Raw genomic sequence first — 20,594 nt, 5'->3', positions numbered from 1 at the left:
TTTTTATTGTCCGCTAAAGATTCAATTACGGCTATCTTCTCCCCATAACAGTTTATTCCGAAGGGTTTTCAAAAAACTCTCTGATGCATATTCTATCATTTTAATAACGAAGTCCGCCTTTTTGATGCGAATTTCCTTTCCGTTCTCTACCGATGCTATTCTAGAATCTAATGAAATAAGATGGTTATCTTCCCTACCGGAAACCTTTAACCGTATCTCTGTATCATCTGAAATAACCAAAGGCCTTGCATTTAAATTATGTGGTGCTATTGGCGTTAATACCAACGATTTTGCTGTTGGCTCTATTACCGGACCACCACAACTTAAGGAATATCCTGTTGAACCTGTAGGAGTAGAAATGATCAGACCATCTGCCCAGTAAGATGTAAGGTACTCATTGTTTAAATACGTTTCTACCGTAATCATAGAGGTCGTATCCTTTCTACTTACCGTAATCTCGTTCAAAGCAAAATGCAATCCGTTTAACTCCGGAATATCTGCCCCTTTATCAACCTCAACCAAACTTCTTTCCACTATAGTATATGAACCCTTTTTAAATTCTTGCACTACTTTACGAACCTCTTCCTTACTAAATGTAGAAAGAAATCCTAGCCGACCAGTATTTACACCAACAATAGGTATACCGGAATCCTTAACAAAAGTGGTTGCCCTTAGAATAGTACCGTCACCACCAAAACTAACGAACATATCAAAAGAGCTATCTAACCCTTTTGTATCTGTGAATGTGGAATAATTTGCGGAACTATGTGTTTCAGAAAGAAAATCGTGGAATTCCTTTTCAATAGCTATTACGGCATGCTCTTTTTCAAGCTCATCAAGCAACTCCATTACATACTGCAATGTGTCTTCTTGATACATTTGACTGTAAACGGCAACTTTCATTCCTTAGTCTTTATCGTGATTACTAAAACCATTTGGCCTTATGCGACAAAAATAAGGATTGTACCCTTGACTGATTCCCCTTTTTGAAGAATATCGCAAGAAATTCTAAACGTTAAGATATTTGTCTAGATAATCTGATCGCTCCTTTAAATCTTCCAAGAACTGATCATCTGTATTACCGAACAATACATTATAATTGTACCGACGGAACGTCTGAAGAATATCATTTATATTAGAAGAAGCTACCTTAATAGTTATTTGAACGACATCATTTTTAGAATCCGTGATAAAGCCACCAATTAGCTTGGTATTGTTACTTTCAACAATTTGAGCAATTTCACTAAAAGAATAATCTTTAATGCCTTTTGCAACAACTATAATACCACCTGGCTCTGTAAAGAATGGTGTATCTATAAATACGCTTACAATATCCGTAAGATCATAATAACCATCTATTCTTCCCTTTTCATCAAGAATAGGCACAAGATTGGCCTCATTTCTGGCAAAAACTTCAAGGACATCTAACCAACTGGTCTCTTTTCGCACGAAAAAGGTTTCCAAATCATAACGATATTGTTCTATCTTTTCCTTGATATCAAAATTCTCTAGGTCATTTTCACTAAGCAAACCTAAGTATGCCCCGTTCTCTGTCACAGCAACGTGAGAGTACGTGGTATCCTTAAAAAAGGTTATCACCTTAGCTAATGAATTTCCTATTTTAAAGGACGGAATGTCTGTTACTATTTGGTCTTGAATGTGCATAACTCTTTCTACTAAACGCAAAATACTAATTAAAAATATCAAAAGGTATGCCTAATTTGTATTTTTGTACCAAATGGTTAATTCTATCGGTAAATGACAAAATTAAGTGTAAACATCAACAAAATTGCAACCTTAAGAAATGCCAGAGGTGGCAATATGCCCGATTTATTGAAAACAGCGGCAGATATTGAATCTTTTGGAGCACAGGGTATTACTATACACCCTAGGCCTGACGAAAGACATGTACGGTATCAAGATGCAAGGGACTTAAAAAATCTAGTCACTACAGAATATAATATTGAAGGAAATCCTGTTGAAAAATTCATAGATCTTGTTCTTGAAGTAAAGCCTACACAAGTAACTTTGGTGCCAGATGCTGTGGATGCCATTACATCAAATGCAGGCTGGGACACTGTAAAACATAAAGACTTTTTAAAAGATGTTATCCTAACTTTCAAAAATGCCGGCATACGCACTTCTATTTTTGTTGATGCTGAAGCTAAAATGATAGAGGGCGCTGCGGAGACGGGAACGGACCGCATTGAACTTTACACAGAGAGTTACGCAGAACAATACACTAGGGGTAATCATAGCCAAGCTGTCAAACCTTTTACAGAAGCTGCCAAAATTGCATACAACTGTGGTTTAGGCATTAATGCCGGACATGATTTAAGTTTGGACAACATTAAATATTTTAAGGAGAACGTTCCTCATTTACTGGAAGTTTCTATTGGTCACGCCCTAATTTGCGAATCACTATACCTAGGGTTGGATAACGTTGTAAATATGTATCTGAATAAATTAAAATGACAGAAACCCTACACTCTAAAATACTTGGAACCCGCACTCCCCTATTAGTCTTACATGGTTTTTTAGGAATGTCCGATAATTGGAAAACTTTAGGTAACCAGTACGCAGAAAAAGGTTTTGAAGTACACCTCATAGACCAGCGCAACCATGGAAAAAGCTTTTGGTCCGATGATTTTGATTATGATTTATTGAGTGAAGACCTCAAAAATTATATGGAAACCCATCACTTAGAAAACGCCATGATTATTGGGCATTCTATGGGCGGAAAGACAGCTATGCAATTTGCTTGCAGTTATCCAGATTTGGTAACAAAAATGATTATTGCAGATATTGGCCCAAAATTCTATCCACCACATCACCAACCAATTATTGATGGTTTGAACGCTCTAAATTTAGATATCATTACATCTAGAAACCAAGCAGATTCTGAACTGGGCAAGCACATTACCGATTTTGGCACGAGACAGTTTTTACTCAAGAATCTGTATTGGATAGAAAAAGGTCAATTAGGTTTTCGGTTTAACCTCGAGGTTTTAAGCGAAAAAATGAACGAGATTGGAGAAAACATTGGCGCTACTGACTTTTACAACGGCCCCGTTCTTTTTCTTCGCGGTGACCGATCGGAATACATAATGCCTAACGAAATTTCTGAATTCAGGAAACACTTTCCGAAAGCGGAAATGGACACTATAGACAATGCCGGGCATTGGTTACATGCCGAAAACCCAAAACAGTTTTTAGAAAAATCCTGGCATTCTTAAGATCATAACAAATCTTTATCTTTAAGGGTGGCGAAATTAATTACTACCAACAACAAAATTATTTATCTATGAAACTCATTTTACGTGTTCTCTTATCCGCTCTTGCCGTAGTTATACTTTCTAAAATATTACCACATGTATTCGTAGACAGTTATATGACCGCTATTATAGTAGCCATAGTACTTAGTCTTCTAAATTTTATAGTAAAGCCTATTCTGGTAATACTCACCTTGCCAGTAACCATTTTAACCCTAGGGCTTTTCCTATTGATAATAAATGCCATCATTATTTTACTGGCAGACAATCTTATTGATGGATTTACGGTAGACGGCGTTTTATGGGCCATACTTTTTAGCCTCTCGCTATCCTTTCTTCAATCTATATTCTTTTCCCTTTTGAAAGATGATGAAAAATCGTAACGATTGTTTGAACCACAACGATTTAAAAACTTGCTAGCGTACATTAATTACATTACTTTTGCATCCCATTTTATGGAAACAAAAAAGAAGATTTAGATGAATATTACAAAAGAGCAGATCGACGATCTAAATGCCGTCGTTAAAGTGGCCATCACCAAAGAAGATTATCAAGATAAGGTAGACAATATCTTAAGTGACTATAGAAAGTCTGCCAATGTACCTTTTTAGAAAAGGTCACGTACCAATGGGCTTGATAAAAAAGCAATACGGAAAGGCTGTTTTAGTAGACGAAGTAAACAAACTTCTTCAAGACAATCTTAACAAATACCTTACCGAAGAAAAATTAGATGTTCTTGGTAATCCGCTTCCTAAACAACAAGATAATTTTGATTGGGACAATGAAGAACTTGCTTTTGAATTTGAATTGGGTCTTGCTCCTGATTTTGAAGTTCCGTTAAAAACAAAAAAACCGATTACACATTATAAAATCGTTGCCGACGACAAAATGGTTAACGAGCAAGTTGAACGTATTCTTAAGCAACACGGGAAACTTATCAGCAAAGATGCCGTAGAAAAAGATAATGAAGTAAGCGGTACTTTCAAGAACGAAGAAGAAGAAATAGACAATAAAGCCACATTAGAACTTGACAAGATCAAGAGTAAAAAAGCTTTGGATGCCTTAAAAGGCAAAAAAGTAGGTGATGTTGTTACGTTAAAATCTAAAGGTCTTTTTAAAGAAGACTATTTACTTTCAAGCGTTTTTGGTGTTTCTCAAGAAAAAGCAGCAGACTTAGATATTGAAGCTACTTTTACTATTGAGGAAATCAACGAAAGAGAGCCTGCTAAACTAGACCAAGAGCTTTTTGACAAGCTTTTTGGCAAAGACGAAGTTAAATCTGAAAAAGACTTGAAACAACGTATCAAGGATGATTCAGAGAAACAATTCGAGCAGCAGTCAGATCAAAAGTTATTGAATGACATTACTGAATATTTTATCGAAAACACAAAATTCGAACTTCCTTCAGAGTTTTTGACCAAGTGGATACAAACTACTGGCGAAAACCCATTAACTGAAGAAGAAGCCAGCGAAGAGTATCAAAAATCTGAAAAAGGACTTCGTTACCAACTTATAGAAGGTAAGGTTATTAAAGAAAATGACATTCAACTTCAGTTTGAAGAACTTAAAGAATTTGCAAAAGGCTTTATTAAGCAGCAAATGGCACAGTTTGGTCAATTAAACCCTCAAGAAGAAGAGTTAGACAATATTGCTGCACGTGTATTGGGCAACCAAGACGAAGTAAAGCGTTTGTCTGAACAGTTAATGAGCCAAAAACTACTTACCCTTTACAAAGAGAAAGTAAACCTTAAGACAAAAGAGGTTACTTACGAAAACTTTGTCAAGGAGGTTTACGGGTAACATTTCCAAAAAATTATAAGTATCTTTACGGTGCCGAAAATATTATTTTCGGCACCTTTTTTATTTCATACCCCGAGGTAATTTAAACATCGAACAAAAAAATATGGATTACGGAAAAGAATTCAAGAACTACGCTATAAATCACCAAGGTATTAGCAGTACCTATTATGATTCGATCTTAACGAGCATGTACCCAGTTGGTCTTACACCCAACATTATTGAAGAACGTCAGATGAACGCTGTTGCCATGGACGTATTTTCTAGATTAATGATGGACCGTATTATCTTCTTAGGAACAGGCATTAATGATCAAGTAGCGAATATCGTACAGGCACAATTATTATTTTTGGCCAGTACAGATGCAAAAAAAGATATTCAGATATACATTAATTCTCCAGGAGGAAGCGTTTATGCCGGTTTAGGCATCTATGATACTATGCAGTTCATTTCTCCGGACGTTGCTACTATTTGTACTGGAATGGCGGCCTCTATGGGCGCTGTACTTCTTTGTGCAGGTGAAAAAGGAAAACGTAGCGGATTAACGCACTCAAGAGTTATGATTCACCAACCTATGGGTGGAGCGCAAGGACAAGCTAGCGATATTGAAATTACTGCTCGTGAAATCTTAAAACTGAAATCAGAATTGTATGAAATCATTGCCAAGCACTCTGGCCAAACAATGGACAAGGTTACTGATGATAGTGATCGTGACTATTGGATGAAAGCCGAAGAAGCACAGACTTACGGCATGATTGATGAAATTTTGGTAAGGGGTAAAGAATAATTTCGACCAAATGCGTACTATTAATTGGTTTTTCGATTAACACGATGAACCAAAACGCATTTATTTGCGTTTATTTTTTCAAAGAAAGTATACTTTAATATGGCTAAAGAAAATTTAGAATGTTCGTTTTGTGGCAGAAAAAAGCCAGAGACCAATCTTTTGATTGCAGGTCTTGATGCACACATATGCGATCGATGTATAGAGCAAGCCCACGGTATTGTTACAGAAGAATCTAAACAAACCAAGACAAATGACCTTTCTTCAGAACTTACTCTGAAGAAGCCTGTTGATATTAAAACGTTTTTAGACACTTACGTTATTGGACAAGAACGCACCAAGAAAGTAATGTCTGTTGCGGTTTACAACCACTATAAAAGGCTTTTACAGCCCAAGTCTAAAGAAGACGATATAGAGATTCAAAAAAGTAACATCATAATGGTAGGCCAGACGGGTACAGGTAAGACCCTTATTGCCAAAACCATTGCCAAGATGCTTAATGTACCTTTGGCCATTGTTGATGCTACTGTTTTGACCGAAGCTGGTTATGTGGGTGAAGATGTAGAAAGTATTCTTACTCGTTTACTACAAGCTGCAGATTACAATCTTGAAAAAGCAGAACGTGGTATTGTTTTTATAGATGAGATTGATAAGATAGCACGTAAAAGCGACAACCCTTCTATTACTAGAGATGTATCTGGTGAAGGTGTTCAGCAAGGACTTCTTAAGTTACTTGAAGGTACGGTTGTTAATGTTCCACCAAAAGGAGGAAGAAAACATCCAGACCAAAAATTTATTGAGGTAAATACGGAAAACATCTTATTTATTGCAGGTGGTGCTTTTGATGGAATTGAACGTGCCATTACCAAGAGGTTAAATATGCAAGCTATTGGATATAGCGCTGCAAAAACCGATGACGTTTTAGATTTAGACAACATTCTTCAATATATAATCCCTAAGGATTTAAAAGAATTTGGTCTAATTCCTGAAATCATTGGAAGGCTTCCGGTACTAACACACATGAACCCTTTAGATGAGAAAACGCTAAGAGCTATTCTTACGGAACCTAAAAACGCGATTATAAAGCAGTATGAAAAGCTGTTCGCGATGGATGACATTACTTTCACCATTACCGATCAGGCTTTAGATTATATCGTTAAAAAGGCAATTGAGTACAAATTAGGAGCTAGAGGATTAAGGTCTTTATGTGAAGCAATTTTTACCGATGCCATGTTCGAAATGCCGAGTAATGACGAAACGGAATTTAAGGTTACCAAAGCTTACGCCGAAGGTAAACTGTCTTATGAGACCATTAAAAAACTGAAAGCAGTTTCTTAAACCCTCTGACATAAATAAATAAAAAAGCGGAATCACTAAAAGTGATTCCGCTTTTTTATTTCCTTGAGTGTTAGTTTAAAACCCTTGGATTATCAAATAGCTTTTTGCTTATTTATTTTTACGGATTTTTGAGTAACCGTATTCAATAAATCAAGACAAACTTTTTTAATTATTTTCTCATCGGTATACATGTCATGGCTAAAACCATTAACTAGCTCACCTTCTACACCTATTTCTTTATACCAAGATGCTTTTGGTCTATATACATCACTATCACCAAATAAAAGTCGGATTGGACAATCTGGTTTTTCAACTTCCGAGCGAACTCTTGTAGAAGAGACTGCGTATAACGATTTCATGGGCAAACCTGAAAGTGCTGCTTTCCACGCTATGGCTCCACCTACGCTAAAACATAGATAATGTGCTGGTTCTTCTTCTTTTTTAAGGAGATGTGCTATAGCAGTTTCAATTCCGCCATCAACAAAAGCCTGATGAACATTTTCTTCTGAATTTACTTTTACATCTATATTCCCCAATTGCTGGCAATCATAAAAAGTAATATTAAAATGCTGTTGAAGGTACCCGAGGTACGAGGTTATCCAGAGCCCTTTTTTAGCTCCCCACATATCGGATAAGATTACTAGTCTTTCTGCCATAATATTAAATTTAATTTGCCTTTAGGTTAGGTTTGGGAATCAATTTCAATATTAAACGGGCAAATCTCCCTTTTATTTGTTCATGTGAAGCAATTCTTCGACATAGTCCCTTTTGTTGGACAATCTAGGTATCTTATGCTGCCCACCTAACTTATCTTTTGACTTCAACCAATCATAAAAAAGATTCTCTCTGGCAATATGAACTTTGGGCATATTTAAAGTAATGTTGTTATAACGTTTGGCTTCATAATCGGAATTCAATGATTTTAAAGCATTATCTAAATACTCCGTAAACACGTCTATATCTTCGGGCTGGTTTCTAAACTCAATAAGCCACTCATGCGCTCCTTTTTCTTTGCCCTCCATAAAAATGGGGCCGGCCGTATAATCTTTGATTTCCGCCCCGGTTTTAGCACAAATGGTCTTAAGGGCTTCTTCCGCATTTTCTATGATAAGCTCTTCTCCAAAAACGTTTATATGGTGCTTAGTACGTCCAGTAACTTTAATACGGTACGGACTGGTAGATGTAAATTTAATAGTATCTCCAATCTTATAACGCCAGAGCCCAGAATTGGTAGTAATTATAATTGCATAATTCGTGTTCTTTTTGACTTCCCAAAGCGGAATGGCCATTTGACCTTCCGTGCCATATTCGCTCATAGGAACAAACTCATAGAATATACCGTAATCCAACATTAACAATAAATCATCTGCATTGTTACGATCTTGAATCGCAAAAAATCCTTCCGACGCATTATAAATCTCATAATACTTAAAGCTTTTACGCGGCAACAAGTTTTTGTATTGCTCTTCATAAGGGTTAAAACTTACCCCTCCATGAAAATACACCTCAAGGTTATCCCATATTTGAAAAAGGTTGTCCTTACCAGTTTCCTGTATCACGTTATTCAAAAGCACCAACATCCAAGAAGGGACACCCGCTAAACTCGTTACATTTTCTTGTGTACTTTCTTTTATAATAGCCTTGAGCTTACTCTCCCACTCGCTCATTAATGAGACCTTACTACTTGGTGTACTACTATATTCTGCCCACAAAGGCATGTTATCTATAAGAATGGCAGACAGGTCTCCAAAATACGAACCATTATCCTCGTACAACTCTTTACTCCCACCAAGGCGTAGACTTTTACCCGTAAACAATTGGGAATTCTCATTATTGTTCAAGTACAGGCAAAGCAAATCTTTACCCGATTTATAATGGCAATCTTCCAAGGCCTCTTCACTTACTGGAATAAATTTACTCTTGGCATTGGTTGTACCGCTACTCTTAGCGAACAACTTTATAGAGGTTGGCCAAAATATATTCTGTTCTCCACGACGTGTACGCTCTATAATAGGTTCTATTTCTTCATATGAAGAAATAGGAACACGCTCTCTAAAAGTTTCATAATTGTTGATGGATTCAAATCCATATTTCCTACCGATTTCTGTGTCTTCGGCTATTTCTATAAGTTGATGGAGTACTTCTTCTTGAACCTCTTCTGGGTATTTTAAAAAAAGTTCGATTTGGTGATATCGCTTTTAGCAACCACGAGGCTATAGAATTGAATAAGGTAATCGGCATTTTTGGGTATCTTTGAATTCGCTAAATTTAAGTTTAATACTTATCATTTTCAAATTCATTTTAAATCACACTTTTTTATGCAGTACGAAGGCGTTCTAAGAAAAATGCAGACCGAAATAGGAAACCCCATTCAATACTATATGGTCTTTGAAAACGATTTTTTGAACGTGAATCAAATTCTGGATAAAGAGCTAGAAATCAGTTTTATAAAATTTCAGTGTTTGAATTGTGGCAGAGACCGTCCTATCTTTCGTCAAGGTTTTTGCAAGACCTGTTTCTACGAAATTCCATCTGCTGGGGATTGGATTATGCGACCAGAATTAAGTACTGCCCATTTAGGAAAAGAAGATCGTGACCTAGAATACGAGAAAAAAGCACAACTACAGCCTCATATTGTTTATTTAGCGAACTCTAGCAACATAAAAGTTGGTGTAACCCGAAAATCACAAATTCCAACACGGTGGATAGATCAAGGTGCACATGAGGCTATAGAAATAGTTGAAACCCCAAACAGATATTTGGCCGGCATAACAGAAGTAGCGCTAAAAGACCATATTGGAGACAAGACCAACTGGCGTAAAATGCTCACCAATAATGTAGATGATGAAAACTTAGAGGAATGGCGCAATAAATTGAAACAATACATTCCCGATGAAGCCCAGCAATACTACATTGCCGATAATTCAGAAACCATCCTTGAGTTTCCAGTGCTACAGTATCCAGAAAAAGTAAAAAGTCTCAACCTGGTCAAAACTCCGAACTATAAAGGAGTTTTAAAAGGCGTAAAAGGACAGTATCTTATTTTTGAGGACCAGACAGTATTTAATATTCGTAGTAACGAAGGGTACTATGTATCACTTCAAATCAGCTAGTAATCTCATAGACTTCAAAATTAAATTTCCATAAGCACACCGTTTTATTTTAGAACCAAAAATAGAACGTTTCGGATTACTCTTCTTTAACAAACTCAGCTACCTTTTTGCCGAATAAAAAAGTAGAGCGGATGTCCAAAAGAGAATCAACTAAAAATAGAAGTAAGAGCAAATGGCCAGCATTCCTATCTGTTATGATAGCTGTATTACTTGCCATAGGTTATTTCACTATTCCATCTATTGAGTCGTTTTTTAATGAAGCTTGGCAAGTATTGACAAGTGGTAATCAAAAAGAAGTAGAAAACTGGGTGGCGCAGTTTGGAGCATGGGGCCCGATTATTTTAATTATCGCCATGATTGCACAGATGTTTTTGATTATCGTACCCTCCGTTATGTTAATGGTTGCTTCAATTTTGGCTTATGGCCCTATATGGGGGAGTATCATTATTTTAATTGCTGTATTTTTAGCTTCTTCAGTAGGTTATGCCATTGGCAAGCTTTTAGGTCGAGACCATAAGGTACAGCGTATTATTGGAAAAAAGACAGAGAAAAAAGTAAGCGGCTTCCTAGAAGATTATGGTTTTTGGGCAGTTATAATTACCCGCCTTAATCCCTTTTTATCTAATGATGCCATTAGCTTTATGGGTGGTATATTAAGAATGGGCTACTGGAAATTTATTGGGGCAACGCTAATTGGCATCACCCCTCTTATTCTTTTTATTGCTATACTTGGTAAAAGCACCAATAGTATGAAAACAGGTCTACTTTGGGGCTCATTAATAAGCCTAGCTATTTTCTTGCTATATGTTTGGTATGACAAAAAGCATCATAAGCAAATAGGATAATCCTATTTGCTAATTACTTTTTTTACCTAAAAGTCCACCTAAAATATTCTTAGCTTTCTCTTTTACGACATCCTCTTTTTTCTCAGGTGCAGCAGTATCTGTTTTTACTGTAGTCGTATCTTTCTTACTTCCTCCTAACAAGCCACCCAAAACTTCTTTTACATCGTCTTTAGTAGATTTGGTTTCACCTTCTGTTTCAGATTTACTTCCACCTAAAACATCACCTAATAAATCTTTAGCTTTATCCTTTCCTTTGTTAATTAGCTTTTGCTTTTGAATTTCTACTAATTGACTCGTTAAGGTTTTAACACCAGACCCAAGGTCTGTGCTCACTTTAGGATTATCATAACTACCTCCTATATTAGCCACCACAGGAATCTTTAAATCTTCTAGGTCATTCTCTCCTATTTGCGCAATTAACTTACTCACATCACTCCCTAGGTGCTTAGCAGGAACCTCCATTGTAGCCGTATACTTCATTTCTTTATTAAAAGTATGTGTACCGCCAACGTCAATGGCTATGTCTTTATATTTTACTGTAAATGGTTTTACGTTCACTACCCCATTTTCAAAAGTAAGCTTGGTTTTTAAATCATCCAGATTTAGTTGTTTCATATCTATGAAATTCAGCTTACTATTTAGAGACGTTAGCATTGGAGCACTTTCTGCATCAACTTCCTTTGTCATAATATCAGCAAAAATATCTCCCGTTAACGTCAGTAAATCTGGCACTAAATCATCCGTAAGACTACCTGAAAGCTTAATATCGGTGTCCATAGTCCCTTTTAGGATTTGGGCAATTGGAGCAACAGCCTTAAGAAGGTCTAGCGACTTAAAGGTTTCGCTTATACCCAATTGCTTCATATCTAAATTCATGGCGAAAGTTGGTGTTTCTTCCTTAGTAGAAACCTCTCCATTAAATGCCATTTTACCATTAAAAATAGAAGATGTCATATTAGTAAGTGTCGCCTTCTCATCTTTAATTTTCAGATTACCTTTTACGTCTTTCAATGTAAGGTTATCATAAAGCACGGTATTGGCAGATGCATTAATATTCGCATCTAAAAATGATGGTATCTTAATTTTCTCCTCTGCAACACCTTCTGTTTTTTCTCCTTCTGTTTTACCTTCACTTGCTCCTTCTGTTTTACCTTCACTTGCTCCTTCGGGTGTTTCTTCCACCATAAAATCACTTAAAGCAAAAGTATTGGAAGAAAGGTCAAAATCGCCTTCTACCTTTTCATCGTTGAACATAAAGCCCAATAGGTTCTTAATAGTTCCTTTGGCATTAAAGTCCGTTTTACCAGTAGTACCGCTAAGCTCATTCAACGTTACCGTAGAAGGATTGAAAGTTAATTTAGTGCTCTTAAGTTTTACAGGGTTTGGTATCTCATCTGAGTTGTATTCAAAATCACTTAAACTAACCTTACCATTTGTGGTTGTTTTCTCATATTGCTCCTTTTCTATGGAAGCCATATCAAATGCGGTCTTTACATCAACATCTAAAAGTCCCTTTAAATCTAGGTCTGCAGGAACCGGATATGCTTTTTTAAGATTAGCCAAATTCATTTTACCATCTATATGGGCATCCACTTTGGTGTTACCCATTAGTTCTTTGATGTGTGCAGTCATATCAAACTTATCCTCATCAATCATAAAGGACAGTTTATCTATATCTACATACGTATCTTCTACAATACCAGTGGTGTTATTGATTTTAGTGTCAATAAAAACGTTACGAACTCCCTTAGGCAAGTCCGGATATTTAAAAGAAGCATTATCAGAATAAATTTTGATATTGAATTTAGGAATATGTTCCTCGTCTACAACACCATTGAATTTACCTTCAAGCATAAAATTCCCAGTGGTCTTTACATCTTCTATATTCTTAGAATATTCCTCAGGTATTACTGCCAAGAAGTTTTTAAAATCAGAAGAAGGTGTTTTAAAAGTGATGTCTATTTCTTGACTATTCTCATTAATTTTAATAAAGCCGTCAAAAACCAAAGCCAGCTGATTAATTAGCGCTTCGTTCTTTAAAAAAGTGTATTTATTTTCTTTTAAATCAACGCCAATAACAGCGTCCAACTCAATTTTATTCTTATTCAAGTAATTTGTACTGTCCATTTCAAAAGAAACCAACGCTTCAGTAAACGTATCCAGTTCTGATTTTTCTGCAGAAAGGTCACCTTTTCCACTGTGTTGCATATCTGAAATCACCAAACGCATTCCAGTAGACTGATCGTCATAAACAATATTGGTATTGGTTATGGAATAAGATTGTAAATCAAGATTAAAACCATCACCAGAAGTATCAGCAGGAGCACTTGGCTCGTCAGATGGTACTGCAATATCAAAACTGGCATTCTCTTCCTTATCTATAGTTACGTTTACAGATGCACCATCTACCGTAAGACTTTTAATTCCTATTGGCTCATCTTGTCCTTTAAACAACTCACCTATACCCATGGCAAGAGCTACTTTTTTGGAAGCAAAAAGTGTATCGCCTTCAAATGGTGCTTTATTTAGTAACACTACATCTTCTAGACTAACCTCAGCATTTGGGAAATTACTAAACAGACTCAAATCAGCTTTAGAAAAATCAAGCGTTGCGTTCACATTATTGTTCACGTTATTCTTGATAATATCACCAATTTTAGACTCAAGGAAAAAGGGCGCGGCTACCAGTACAGCTACAATAAGTAGCACTACAACTCCTAAACCCCAAAATATTTTCTTTTTCATATTTCTAATTCAAATACTGATTTATACAACTTAATGGAATAAAAAGAAGAGCGTTTATTCAAACATTGATGTCCATTTTAAAACTAGGCACAACCTAATGAAAGAAGCTCGGTCTTTTTAACTCTTATATTAAGATTCTTAACCCTAACGGTACAACTCCAAAAAGTACTGAATATTATACCTCTAGCACTATTTCTTCTCCCACGGCCAATTTGAACCGCTTTCTCATTATATATACGAACAAATACAGGAAAGGAGTGTCTAAGAGTGCTATTAAAATTTTAAAAACAAATCCACTCACGACCAACCCAAAGAAAAGGTCCCACGGAAGAATACCAAATACACAGAGAAGCCCTACTACGGTGAAAGTGTCTACAAACTGGGAAAGAAAGGTGGAGAAGTTATTACGTACCCATAAATACTTGCCTTTGGTCAGTTTTTTCCAGAAATGATATATGGCGATATCAATATACTGAGCAAAGAGATAGGCTATCATAGAAGCCAAAACAGCTATTGGAGAAAGAGCAAATACTTGTGTAAACGTTGCATCATCTATTGGAGAAGAAGGAATAGCAGGAGCCACTTCTGCCAAAAGAATTATAGCCATGGAAAATAGACTGGCAAAAATACCTGCTGTAACAATCTGATTAGCCTTCTTTCTACCATAAATTTCAGAGATTAAATCTGTAATTAAAAAGGTGATAGGGTAAGGCAAAATTCCTACCGATATTTCAAAAAGTGACACTCCAAAAATAGTGAAATCACCAAAAGGGTTCCAATAAAAGAACTTCTGAAAAATAAGATTGGAAACCACCAAAGAGGTGATGAAAAGCGCTCCCAAATAAAGATATATCTGATATGCCAAACGGCTATCTTTTAAATTCATAAGTATTTTCTTATTAAAGTGATCGATGAACAGTACAATTTCATCGATGCTTGTTCGTTAAAACAAGACTCTCAAAACAAAATCAAAAATAGCTTAAAAAATACCAAGCATGAAAAAAACGATAGTTACATCATTACTAGTACTGGGCGTACTTAGTGCTAAAGCCCAATCCTATGTCGGATTTCTGACGGATAATTACAGTGGGGTCAACAGCTTAATTGCCAACCCTGCAAACATCACAGATTCTAGATTTAAAACAGATATTAATATTGTAGGTGCAAGCACATTCTTTAGTAATGATTATTACGGATTAAAGTTAGGTGACGTCATTACATCGGATTTTGATTTTGATACCGATGGCAAAAAGTATCCTAACGACAGTAATAATTTCTTTGGCAATGCAGATGTTTTGGGACCCGCTTTTATGTTCAATCTTACCCCCACAAGCTCATTAGCCATATTTACAAGAGGTAGAGTCGGTTATAATGTAAACAAGATTAATGGAAACACTTTTGAAAGCCTTTCCAATGGTTTTGATGAGAACGATGACCTTATGATAGATGAAGAAGATGTCTATCTTACCGCTAATGCATGGGCAGAAATTGGTGTTACCTATGCACAAGTTTTGATGAACAAAGACCAGCACTTCCTTAAAGGTGGTATCTCTCTAAAATACCTACAAGGGATGGGAAACGCATACGCTAGTGGAAAAAATATTACTATAGATTATGATGCTGATGGTACTCCTTTACTAGGCGGGCAAACTACAGGAAGTATTGCTTCTGTTGGTGAAGTTAATTATGGCCACAGTGATAATATAGACGATAATTTTGAAGACTTTGAAGTTGAAATTGTAGATGGGGCAACCGGTTTTGGTGTAGATTTAGGGGCTGTTTACGAATGGAGACCAGATTACGCATCCTATGCTTCAACCGATGGTTCAAACTCATTTCAACATTTAAATAAATACAAATTAAAATTTGCTCTTTCTATAAGCGACATCGGGTCCATTAATTATAAAAATGGTACTCAGAACACCTATGATATAACAGCAACGGTAAAGGAAGATGATTTTGATAATGAAGACAATTTAGAAGATATCTTAAACAATCTATATACGCAGACATCAGTTGATGCTATAGAAAAGTTTGCCTTACCAACAGCTCTTCATTTTAATGTAGACTACAGCCTAAACAATAGATTTTACTTAAATCTAAACACAGATTTTTCTTTACGTTCTAATTCCAAAGTGAATACAAATAGAGTGCCTACAATGGTTTCTTTTACACCTCGCTTTGAAAGCAAATGGTTTAGCTTCTATATGCCGGTGAGCCTTACACAAGGTTCTGGAGCGCAATGGGGAGCTGGTTTTAGAGCGGGACCCCTATATATTGGCTCCGGTTCTGTTATGACCTTACTATTGAGCGACAACTCAAAAGCTGCCGACGTTTATGCGGGATTGAAAATACCAGTTTACCAAGGAAAACCTAAAGACAGAGATGGTGATGGAATAGTAAATAGAAAAGATGATTGTCCTGATGAATTTGGCCCAATTGAAAACAATGGTTGCCCATGGCCTGATACCGATGGCGATAAGGTTGCTGATAAGATGATAAGTGTCCTGAAGAAGCAGGGGAAGTATTGAACGATGGTTGCCCATTAGTTGATTCTGACGGTGATGATGTACTTGATGAAGATGATAAATGTCCTAACGAACCTGGAGCTGCAGAAAACCAAGGATGCCCTTGGCCAGATACAGATGGTGATGGTGTTTTGGATAAAAACGACCAATGTCCTAATGAAATAGGAACTGTTGCAAACAATGGTTGTCCAGAAGCTGCTGAGGTTACCGAAGAAGTTCAAAAACAACTGAACGATTACGCTAAAACTATTCTTTTTAACTCTGGAAAAGCTAGCATAAAAGCAGAATCTACAAGTGTTTTGGTAGACATTATGAGTATCCTAAAAGAATATCCTGAAGCTAAATTTACAGTAGAAGGCCATACGGACAGCGTTGGTAGTAAAGCTACAAATCAAAAGCTATCTGAATCTAGAGCTGTTTCCGTAAAGGACTTTTTAATAGAAAAAGGAATTGACAGCTCTCGCTTAACCGCTGTTGGCCATGGAGAAGACAAACCTATTGCTTCCAATATGTACAAAGATGGTCGTGCTCAAAACCGAAGGGTAGAAATTAACCTAGCAAAGTAGAATAACAAATCTAGATACCAAAAGAGCCAGCTTATAGCTGGCTCTTTTAATTTTGATAAGGTTGTACCCTGAACTATTTAATATCAAGTACAAAAGGCATGCGTGCTTGCACTCCCTCTTGTTCCATAGCAGATTTTACTTGTTTTAATATGGAATACGCTTCAGAACCTATTTCTTCTTCTATAAACTCTTGCTTCACCTTGGCACTAGCTCCACCTAAATCTTCCATTAAACGTTCTATACCAGTCTTATATTTTGGAAATTTCTTGATACCGTAATCATTCAATTCAGCCATTTTCGCAGCTTCTGTAATGGCATCTTCTAAATTACCCAATTCGTCTATTAGACCCACACGTTTTGCATCTACCCCACTCCATACACGACCTTGCGCTAGACTATCTGCTTCCGCCATACTAATATTACGCCCTTGAGAAACCCGCTGTAAAAAAGTATCATAAGTACTTTCAATACTTTCCTGAACGTAACCCCTAAATTCGCTAGACATGGGTTCAAAAACAGAATATTCTACTGAGTTTTTATTCGTACCCACTTGTTCTGCATTAATACCTATATCTGCAGCAAGCTCCGTCATGTTAGGCACTGTTCCAAAAACACCTATAGAACCGGTAACGGTAGTAGGTTCTGCAAATATCTTATCTGCACCAACAGCTATATAATATCCTCCAGAAGCCGCCACGTTGCCCATGGAAACCACTACAGGTTTTTTCTCTTTTGCCAATACAATCTCTCTCCAAATTATATCGGAAGTTAAAGCACTACCTCCAGGCGAGTTTACGCGAAGTACAATTGCCTTTACATCATCATCCTCTTTTGCTTTAATAATGGCTTCATTGATTATACCTTGACCAATAACGTCTGGACCGCCTTCGCCATATAATATTTCGCCTTGGGCAAAAACAACAGCTATCTTATCTTTTCCGCTTTTAATTACTTTTTTATTCGAACGGATTACATAATCCTGTAATTCTATGAGATTTAAATCATCGTCCTTTCCAAGACTTAAAGCATTTCTAAGTTTCTGTTCGTATTGATCAAAGAAAATAACATCATCTAACAGTCCCGTTTCTTTGGCAAATTCCGGAGTTCTACCTCCTAAGGTATCAGCAATAATATTTAAATCGGCAGAAGAAATACCTCTTCCCTTAGAAATATCATCAACCATAGAATTCCACAACGAACCAATCAATTCTTTAATTTGGGTACGGTTAGCCTCGCTCATCTCGTTAGCTATAAAAGGCTCAACAGCACTCTTATACTTTCCGTGGCGTATGACTTCCATCTTTATGCCTGTTTTCTCCTGTAAATCTTTAAAGAATAGTACTTCTGAAGACAACCCTCTAAAATCCAGCCCTCCTACCGGGTTTATAAATACAGAATCGGCAACACTGGCCAAATAGTAATCCTTCTGCATGTAAAAATCTCCATACGTGTAGATGAACTTGCCACTTTCTTTAAAGCCTTTTAATGCTTTTCTAATTGCTTGCGTTTGGGCAAGACCGGCCATCATAAAGTTATTGTTGATGCTTATGCCTTTGATGTCATCATCATCTTTTGCTACAGTAATAGCCTGTAAAATCTCATCTAGACCTTGCGATTGCTCCATGAAGGCTCCGGTAAACGGATCCATACCATTATCGCCTACATAATCACTAATAGGTAATTTTAGTTGTAGCTCTAAAATAGAGTTGTTCTTTATGGAAACCGACTCCTCAGAACTGCCCACAATACCAGCAAAAATAACGATCATTATTAAAATAACTCCAAAAGCAATAAGGCAGCCGATGATGGCCGCCAAAAGATTTCTTAAAAAATTCATGAAAATTGAGTTAGTATTTTCACCCAAAGATAATGAACTCACCTCTACTTTTTGTTTCTTTGTTATATATTATGAGCAACCCCAAAACAGTATACCTATCACTTGGAAGTAATCTAGGTGACACTTTGAACAACTTACAGGACGCATTGTTTGCTATAAACAATGCCGCCGGAGAAGTGCAAAAGATATCCCATGTGTACCAAACAAGCGCCTTGGTTTTGAGTCTAACGACTTCATGAACATTTGCATATCCCTTAAAACAATTATGGCTCCGCAAGAACTTTTGCGAACCCTTTTGGATATTGAAACTAAGCTGGGCAGGATAAGATCAGGAGAGGATGGGTACCAACCTAGACTAATTGACATAGATATTTTGTATTATGAAAGAGAGGTTTTCGTTTCTGAAAATTTAATTATTCCGCATCCTGAACTTACTTACCGCAAATTTGTATTAAAGCCGTTGGGCGATATTGCTCCACAGTTCTATCATCCTATATTGAATAAAGATACTCGGAACCTAGTGCAAGAATGTCGCGATAAAGGAAAGTTGGAACGCACGCCTTTAAATTACATAGAAATAGAGCTGACCTGTTTGCCCATATAAACTTTGTTGCTATTGAAGGAAACATTGGTGCTGGTAAAACTACTTTGGCAAATAAGATATCGGAAGATTTTAACGGTAAATTGGTATTAGAGCGTTTTGCAGACAACGCATTTCTTCCAAAATTTTACGAAGATCAACACCGTTACGCTTTTCCTTTGGAAATGTCTTTCCTAGCAGACAGATACCAACAGTTTACTGACGACACCTCTCAATATGACCTATTTAAGAAGTTCATGGTGAGTGATTATGATATTTATAAATCCCTCATATTTGCCCGTATTACACTACAGGCAGAGGAATTTGAACTCTACCGGAAACTATTTTATCTTATGTATAAAGAGGTAAAAAAGCCCAAAGTGTACGTATACCTTTACCAAACCACTGAACGTTTGTTAGAAAACATCAAGGAAAGAGGTAGAGATTATGAAAAAAAGATTGCTCCTGATTACCTTCAAAAGATTAACCAAGGGTATTTTGATTTTATCAAAGGATATCCAGAGCAGAACAACCTAATTATTGAAATGGGCGACCTTGATTTTGTTGGAAACAAAGACGATTACGATACCATTATTGATAAGATAACCAAGTTTGCCATTCATTTACCCAACTAGGCTTTAAGTGCATTCATTTTAGACCATACATCCCAAATGACCACACCTGCGCTTACAGAAATATTCAATGAGTGTTTGGTACCATATTGCGGAATCTCTATGACGCTATGACTGGCATCTACTACTTCTTGTGACACCCCTTTTACCTCATTACCAAAAACCAAAGCGTACTTTTTAGTGGCATCTATTTCAAGATTATTGAGCATTATGGCATTTTCTGCTTGCTCAATGGCCAATATGGTATACCCATCTGCAGTCAACGATTTTACCAAATCAACCGTACTTTCTTTATATTCCCACGCTACGCTTTCAGTAGCACCCAAAGCTGTTTTTCTAATGTCTTTATGCGGTGGTTGCGCTGTAATGCCACAGAGGTATATTTTTTCGATTAAAAAAGCATCGGAAGTTCTAAAAACCGAACCTATATTATTCAAGCTCCTGATATTATCCAATATGATAACAATGGGCGATTTATCAGCCTCTTTAAAAGCTTCAACATCTATTCGGTTAAGTTCTTCGTTCTTAAGTTTACGCATGCTATTGTTTCCCCTAAA

Annotated in this window: 19 protein-coding genes and 2 pseudogenes; 13 read left to right on the top strand and 8 right to left on the bottom strand. The window is 36.6% G+C overall.

From position 1 onward, the window contains the following. Window positions 1-21 precede the first annotated feature (21 nt). Both Q5W13_RS12150 and Q5W13_RS12145 read right to left on the bottom strand, forming a co-directional pair. Entirely contained in the window at window positions 22-903 is an 882-nt protein-coding gene (locus Q5W13_RS12150) for an NAD kinase (protein WP_304446453.1), read from the bottom strand. Between the two features lie 105 nt (window positions 904-1,008). After that, window positions 1,009-1,686 carry a CBS domain-containing protein gene (locus Q5W13_RS12145; protein WP_368662542.1) on the bottom strand — a complete coding sequence of 226 codons (678 nt, stop codon included), beginning with the start codon at window positions 1,684-1,686 and terminating at the stop codon, window positions 1,009-1,011. A 72-nt stretch (window positions 1,687-1,758) separates the two neighbouring features. Between Q5W13_RS12145 and Q5W13_RS12140 the strand changes: the two genes are divergently transcribed. From Q5W13_RS12140 to clpX, 6 genes and pseudogenes are all read left to right on the top strand, one after another. Then, complete coding sequence (locus tag Q5W13_RS12140) at window positions 1,759-2,475, top strand: pyridoxine 5'-phosphate synthase (protein WP_304446452.1); 717 nt, start codon at window positions 1,759-1,761, stop codon at window positions 2,473-2,475. After that, window positions 2,472-3,236 (top strand): alpha/beta fold hydrolase, encoded by a 765-nt coding sequence (locus Q5W13_RS12135; RefSeq protein ID WP_304446451.1) that lies wholly within the window; start codon window positions 2,472-2,474, stop codon window positions 3,234-3,236. Before Q5W13_RS12140 ends, Q5W13_RS12135 begins: the two co-directional genes overlap by 4 nt. Before the next feature lie 68 nt (window positions 3,237-3,304). Next, on the top strand, window positions 3,305-3,655 hold the full coding sequence (locus Q5W13_RS12130; RefSeq protein WP_155594745.1) for a phage holin family protein: 351 nt from the start codon (window positions 3,305-3,307) through the stop codon (window positions 3,653-3,655). Between the two features lie 96 nt (window positions 3,656-3,751). Next, window positions 3,752-5,072: pseudogene (tig, locus tag Q5W13_RS12125) on the top strand (trigger factor). A gap of 103 nt (window positions 5,073-5,175) precedes the next feature. Next, window positions 5,176-5,856 carry an ATP-dependent Clp endopeptidase proteolytic subunit ClpP gene (gene clpP, locus Q5W13_RS12120; RefSeq protein ID WP_155594747.1) on the top strand — a complete coding sequence of 227 codons (681 nt, stop codon included), beginning with the start codon at window positions 5,176-5,178 and terminating at the stop codon, window positions 5,854-5,856. A 99-nt stretch (window positions 5,857-5,955) separates the two neighbouring features. After that, on the top strand, window positions 5,956-7,191 hold the full coding sequence (gene clpX, locus Q5W13_RS12115; RefSeq protein ID WP_155594748.1) for an ATP-dependent Clp protease ATP-binding subunit ClpX: 1,236 nt from the start codon (window positions 5,956-5,958) through the stop codon (window positions 7,189-7,191). Between the two features lie 92 nt (window positions 7,192-7,283). Here clpX and Q5W13_RS12110 read toward each other — a convergent pair whose 3' ends face one another. Together Q5W13_RS12110 and Q5W13_RS12105 are read right to left on the bottom strand one after the other, a co-directional pair. Then, a complete protein-coding gene (locus Q5W13_RS12110) occupies window positions 7,284-7,847 on the bottom strand; it encodes an alpha/beta fold hydrolase (RefSeq protein ID WP_155594749.1) in 564 nt (187 codons plus the stop codon). Between the two features lie 72 nt (window positions 7,848-7,919). After that, window positions 7,920-9,432: pseudogene (locus tag Q5W13_RS12105) on the bottom strand (GH3 auxin-responsive promoter family protein). Between the two features lie 77 nt (window positions 9,433-9,509). Between Q5W13_RS12105 and Q5W13_RS12100 the strand changes: the two are divergent. Then, on the top strand, window positions 9,510-10,304 hold the full coding sequence (locus tag Q5W13_RS12100) for a DUF2797 domain-containing protein (protein ID WP_304446450.1): 795 nt from the start codon (window positions 9,510-9,512) through the stop codon (window positions 10,302-10,304). A 131-nt stretch (window positions 10,305-10,435) separates the two neighbouring features. After that, window positions 10,436-11,149: a TVP38/TMEM64 family protein gene (locus Q5W13_RS12095; RefSeq protein WP_304446449.1), complete on the top strand. Its 714-nt coding sequence runs from the start codon at window positions 10,436-10,438 to the stop codon at window positions 11,147-11,149. 9 nt (window positions 11,150-11,158) lie between these two features. On the opposite strand, the gene Q5W13_RS12090 is transcribed toward Q5W13_RS12095, so the two are convergent. Together Q5W13_RS12090 and Q5W13_RS12085 are read right to left on the bottom strand one after the other, a co-directional pair. After that, window positions 11,159-13,894: an AsmA family protein gene (locus Q5W13_RS12090; RefSeq protein WP_304446448.1), complete on the bottom strand. Its 2,736-nt coding sequence runs from the start codon at window positions 13,892-13,894 to the stop codon at window positions 11,159-11,161. A gap of 175 nt (window positions 13,895-14,069) precedes the next feature. Further along, window positions 14,070-14,780, bottom strand: a complete 711-nt coding sequence (locus Q5W13_RS12085) for a queuosine precursor transporter (protein ID WP_304446447.1) — start codon at window positions 14,778-14,780, stop codon at window positions 14,070-14,072. A 109-nt stretch (window positions 14,781-14,889) separates the two neighbouring features. Between Q5W13_RS12085 and Q5W13_RS12080 the strand changes: the two genes are divergently transcribed. Beyond that, window positions 14,890-16,425, top strand: a complete 1,536-nt coding sequence (locus Q5W13_RS12080) for a DUF5723 family protein (RefSeq protein ID WP_368662541.1) — start codon at window positions 14,890-14,892, stop codon at window positions 16,423-16,425. Then, entirely contained in the window at window positions 16,422-16,988 is a 567-nt protein-coding gene (locus Q5W13_RS12075) for an OmpA family protein (protein WP_368662540.1), read from the top strand. The genes Q5W13_RS12080 and Q5W13_RS12075 overlap by 4 nt, the downstream gene beginning before the upstream one ends. A gap of 73 nt (window positions 16,989-17,061) precedes the next feature. On the opposite strand, the gene sppA is transcribed toward Q5W13_RS12075, so the two are convergent. Beyond that, the gene (gene sppA, locus Q5W13_RS12070; RefSeq protein WP_304446446.1) at window positions 17,062-18,825 is read right to left on the bottom strand and encodes a signal peptide peptidase SppA; all 1,764 of its coding nucleotides are present in this window, start codon (window positions 18,823-18,825) and stop codon (window positions 17,062-17,064) included. A gap of 32 nt (window positions 18,826-18,857) precedes the next feature. Here sppA and Q5W13_RS25825 point away from each other — a divergent pair, with 32 nt between their 5' ends. The 3 genes from Q5W13_RS25825 to Q5W13_RS25015 are packed head-to-tail and all read left to right on the top strand — an operon-like array spanning window position 18,858 to window position 20,040. Further along, complete coding sequence (locus Q5W13_RS25825) at window positions 18,858-19,064, top strand: 2-amino-4-hydroxy-6-hydroxymethyldihydropteridine diphosphokinase (protein WP_497582302.1); 207 nt, start codon at window positions 18,858-18,860, stop codon at window positions 19,062-19,064. After that, a complete protein-coding gene (gene folK / locus Q5W13_RS25820) occupies window positions 19,061-19,429 on the top strand; it encodes a 2-amino-4-hydroxy-6-hydroxymethyldihydropteridine diphosphokinase (protein WP_497582300.1) in 369 nt (122 codons plus the stop codon). The genes Q5W13_RS25825 and folK overlap by 4 nt, the downstream gene beginning before the upstream one ends. Before the next feature lie 44 nt (window positions 19,430-19,473). After that, window positions 19,474-20,040 (top strand): deoxynucleoside kinase, encoded by a 567-nt coding sequence (locus tag Q5W13_RS25015; RefSeq protein ID WP_368662539.1) that lies wholly within the window; start codon window positions 19,474-19,476, stop codon window positions 20,038-20,040. Here Q5W13_RS25015 and Q5W13_RS12060 read toward each other — a convergent pair. After that, on the bottom strand, window positions 20,037-20,576 hold the full coding sequence (locus Q5W13_RS12060) for an RNA methyltransferase (protein WP_155594758.1): 540 nt from the start codon (window positions 20,574-20,576) through the stop codon (window positions 20,037-20,039). The genes Q5W13_RS25015 and Q5W13_RS12060 overlap by 4 nt on opposite strands. Between the last annotated feature and the right edge of the window lie 18 nt (window positions 20,577-20,594).

The sequence above is a fragment of the Zobellia laminariae genome (assembly GCF_030553095.1).
Classification (GTDB): Bacteria; Bacteroidota; Bacteroidia; order Flavobacteriales; family Flavobacteriaceae; genus Zobellia; species Zobellia laminariae.
The sequence above is the reverse complement of the archived record's forward strand: the minus strand, read 5'-3'. Positions and strand labels throughout refer to the sequence as shown.

Bases quoted from the DNA above. Each gene is read 5' to 3' on its own strand.
- Q5W13_RS12080 (WP_368662541.1), top strand. From the start codon at position 14,890: ATGAAAAAAACGATAGTTACATCATTACTAGTACTGGGCGTACTTAGT.
- Q5W13_RS12110 (WP_155594749.1), bottom strand. From the start codon at position 7,847: ATGGCAGAAAGACTAGTAATCTTATCCGATATGTGGGGAGCTAAAAAA.
- clpP (WP_155594747.1), top strand. From the start codon at position 5,176: ATGGATTACGGAAAAGAATTCAAGAACTACGCTATAAATCACCAAGGT.
- Q5W13_RS12060 (WP_155594758.1), bottom strand. From the start codon at position 20,576: ATGCGTAAACTTAAGAACGAAGAACTTAACCGAATAGATGTTGAAGCT.
- folK (WP_497582300.1), top strand. From the start codon at position 19,061: ATGAACATTTGCATATCCCTTAAAACAATTATGGCTCCGCAAGAACTT.
- Q5W13_RS12130 (WP_155594745.1), top strand. From the start codon at position 3,305: ATGAAACTCATTTTACGTGTTCTCTTATCCGCTCTTGCCGTAGTTATA.
- Q5W13_RS12140 (WP_304446452.1), top strand. From the start codon at position 1,759: ATGACAAAATTAAGTGTAAACATCAACAAAATTGCAACCTTAAGAAAT.
- clpX (WP_155594748.1), top strand. From the start codon at position 5,956: ATGGCTAAAGAAAATTTAGAATGTTCGTTTTGTGGCAGAAAAAAGCCA.
- Q5W13_RS12085 (WP_304446447.1), bottom strand. From the start codon at position 14,780: ATGAATTTAAAAGATAGCCGTTTGGCATATCAGATATATCTTTATTTG.
- Q5W13_RS12095 (WP_304446449.1), top strand. From the start codon at position 10,436: ATGTCCAAAAGAGAATCAACTAAAAATAGAAGTAAGAGCAAATGGCCA.
- Q5W13_RS25825 (WP_497582302.1), top strand. From the start codon at position 18,858: ATGAACTCACCTCTACTTTTTGTTTCTTTGTTATATATTATGAGCAAC.
- sppA (WP_304446446.1), bottom strand. From the start codon at position 18,825: ATGAATTTTTTAAGAAATCTTTTGGCGGCCATCATCGGCTGCCTTATT.
- Q5W13_RS12150 (WP_304446453.1), bottom strand. From the start codon at position 903: ATGAAAGTTGCCGTTTACAGTCAAATGTATCAAGAAGACACATTGCAG.
- Q5W13_RS12090 (WP_304446448.1), bottom strand. From the start codon at position 13,894: ATGAAAAAGAAAATATTTTGGGGTTTAGGAGTTGTAGTGCTACTTATT.
- Q5W13_RS12135 (WP_304446451.1), top strand. From the start codon at position 2,472: ATGACAGAAACCCTACACTCTAAAATACTTGGAACCCGCACTCCCCTA.
- Q5W13_RS12100 (WP_304446450.1), top strand. From the start codon at position 9,510: ATGCAGTACGAAGGCGTTCTAAGAAAAATGCAGACCGAAATAGGAAAC.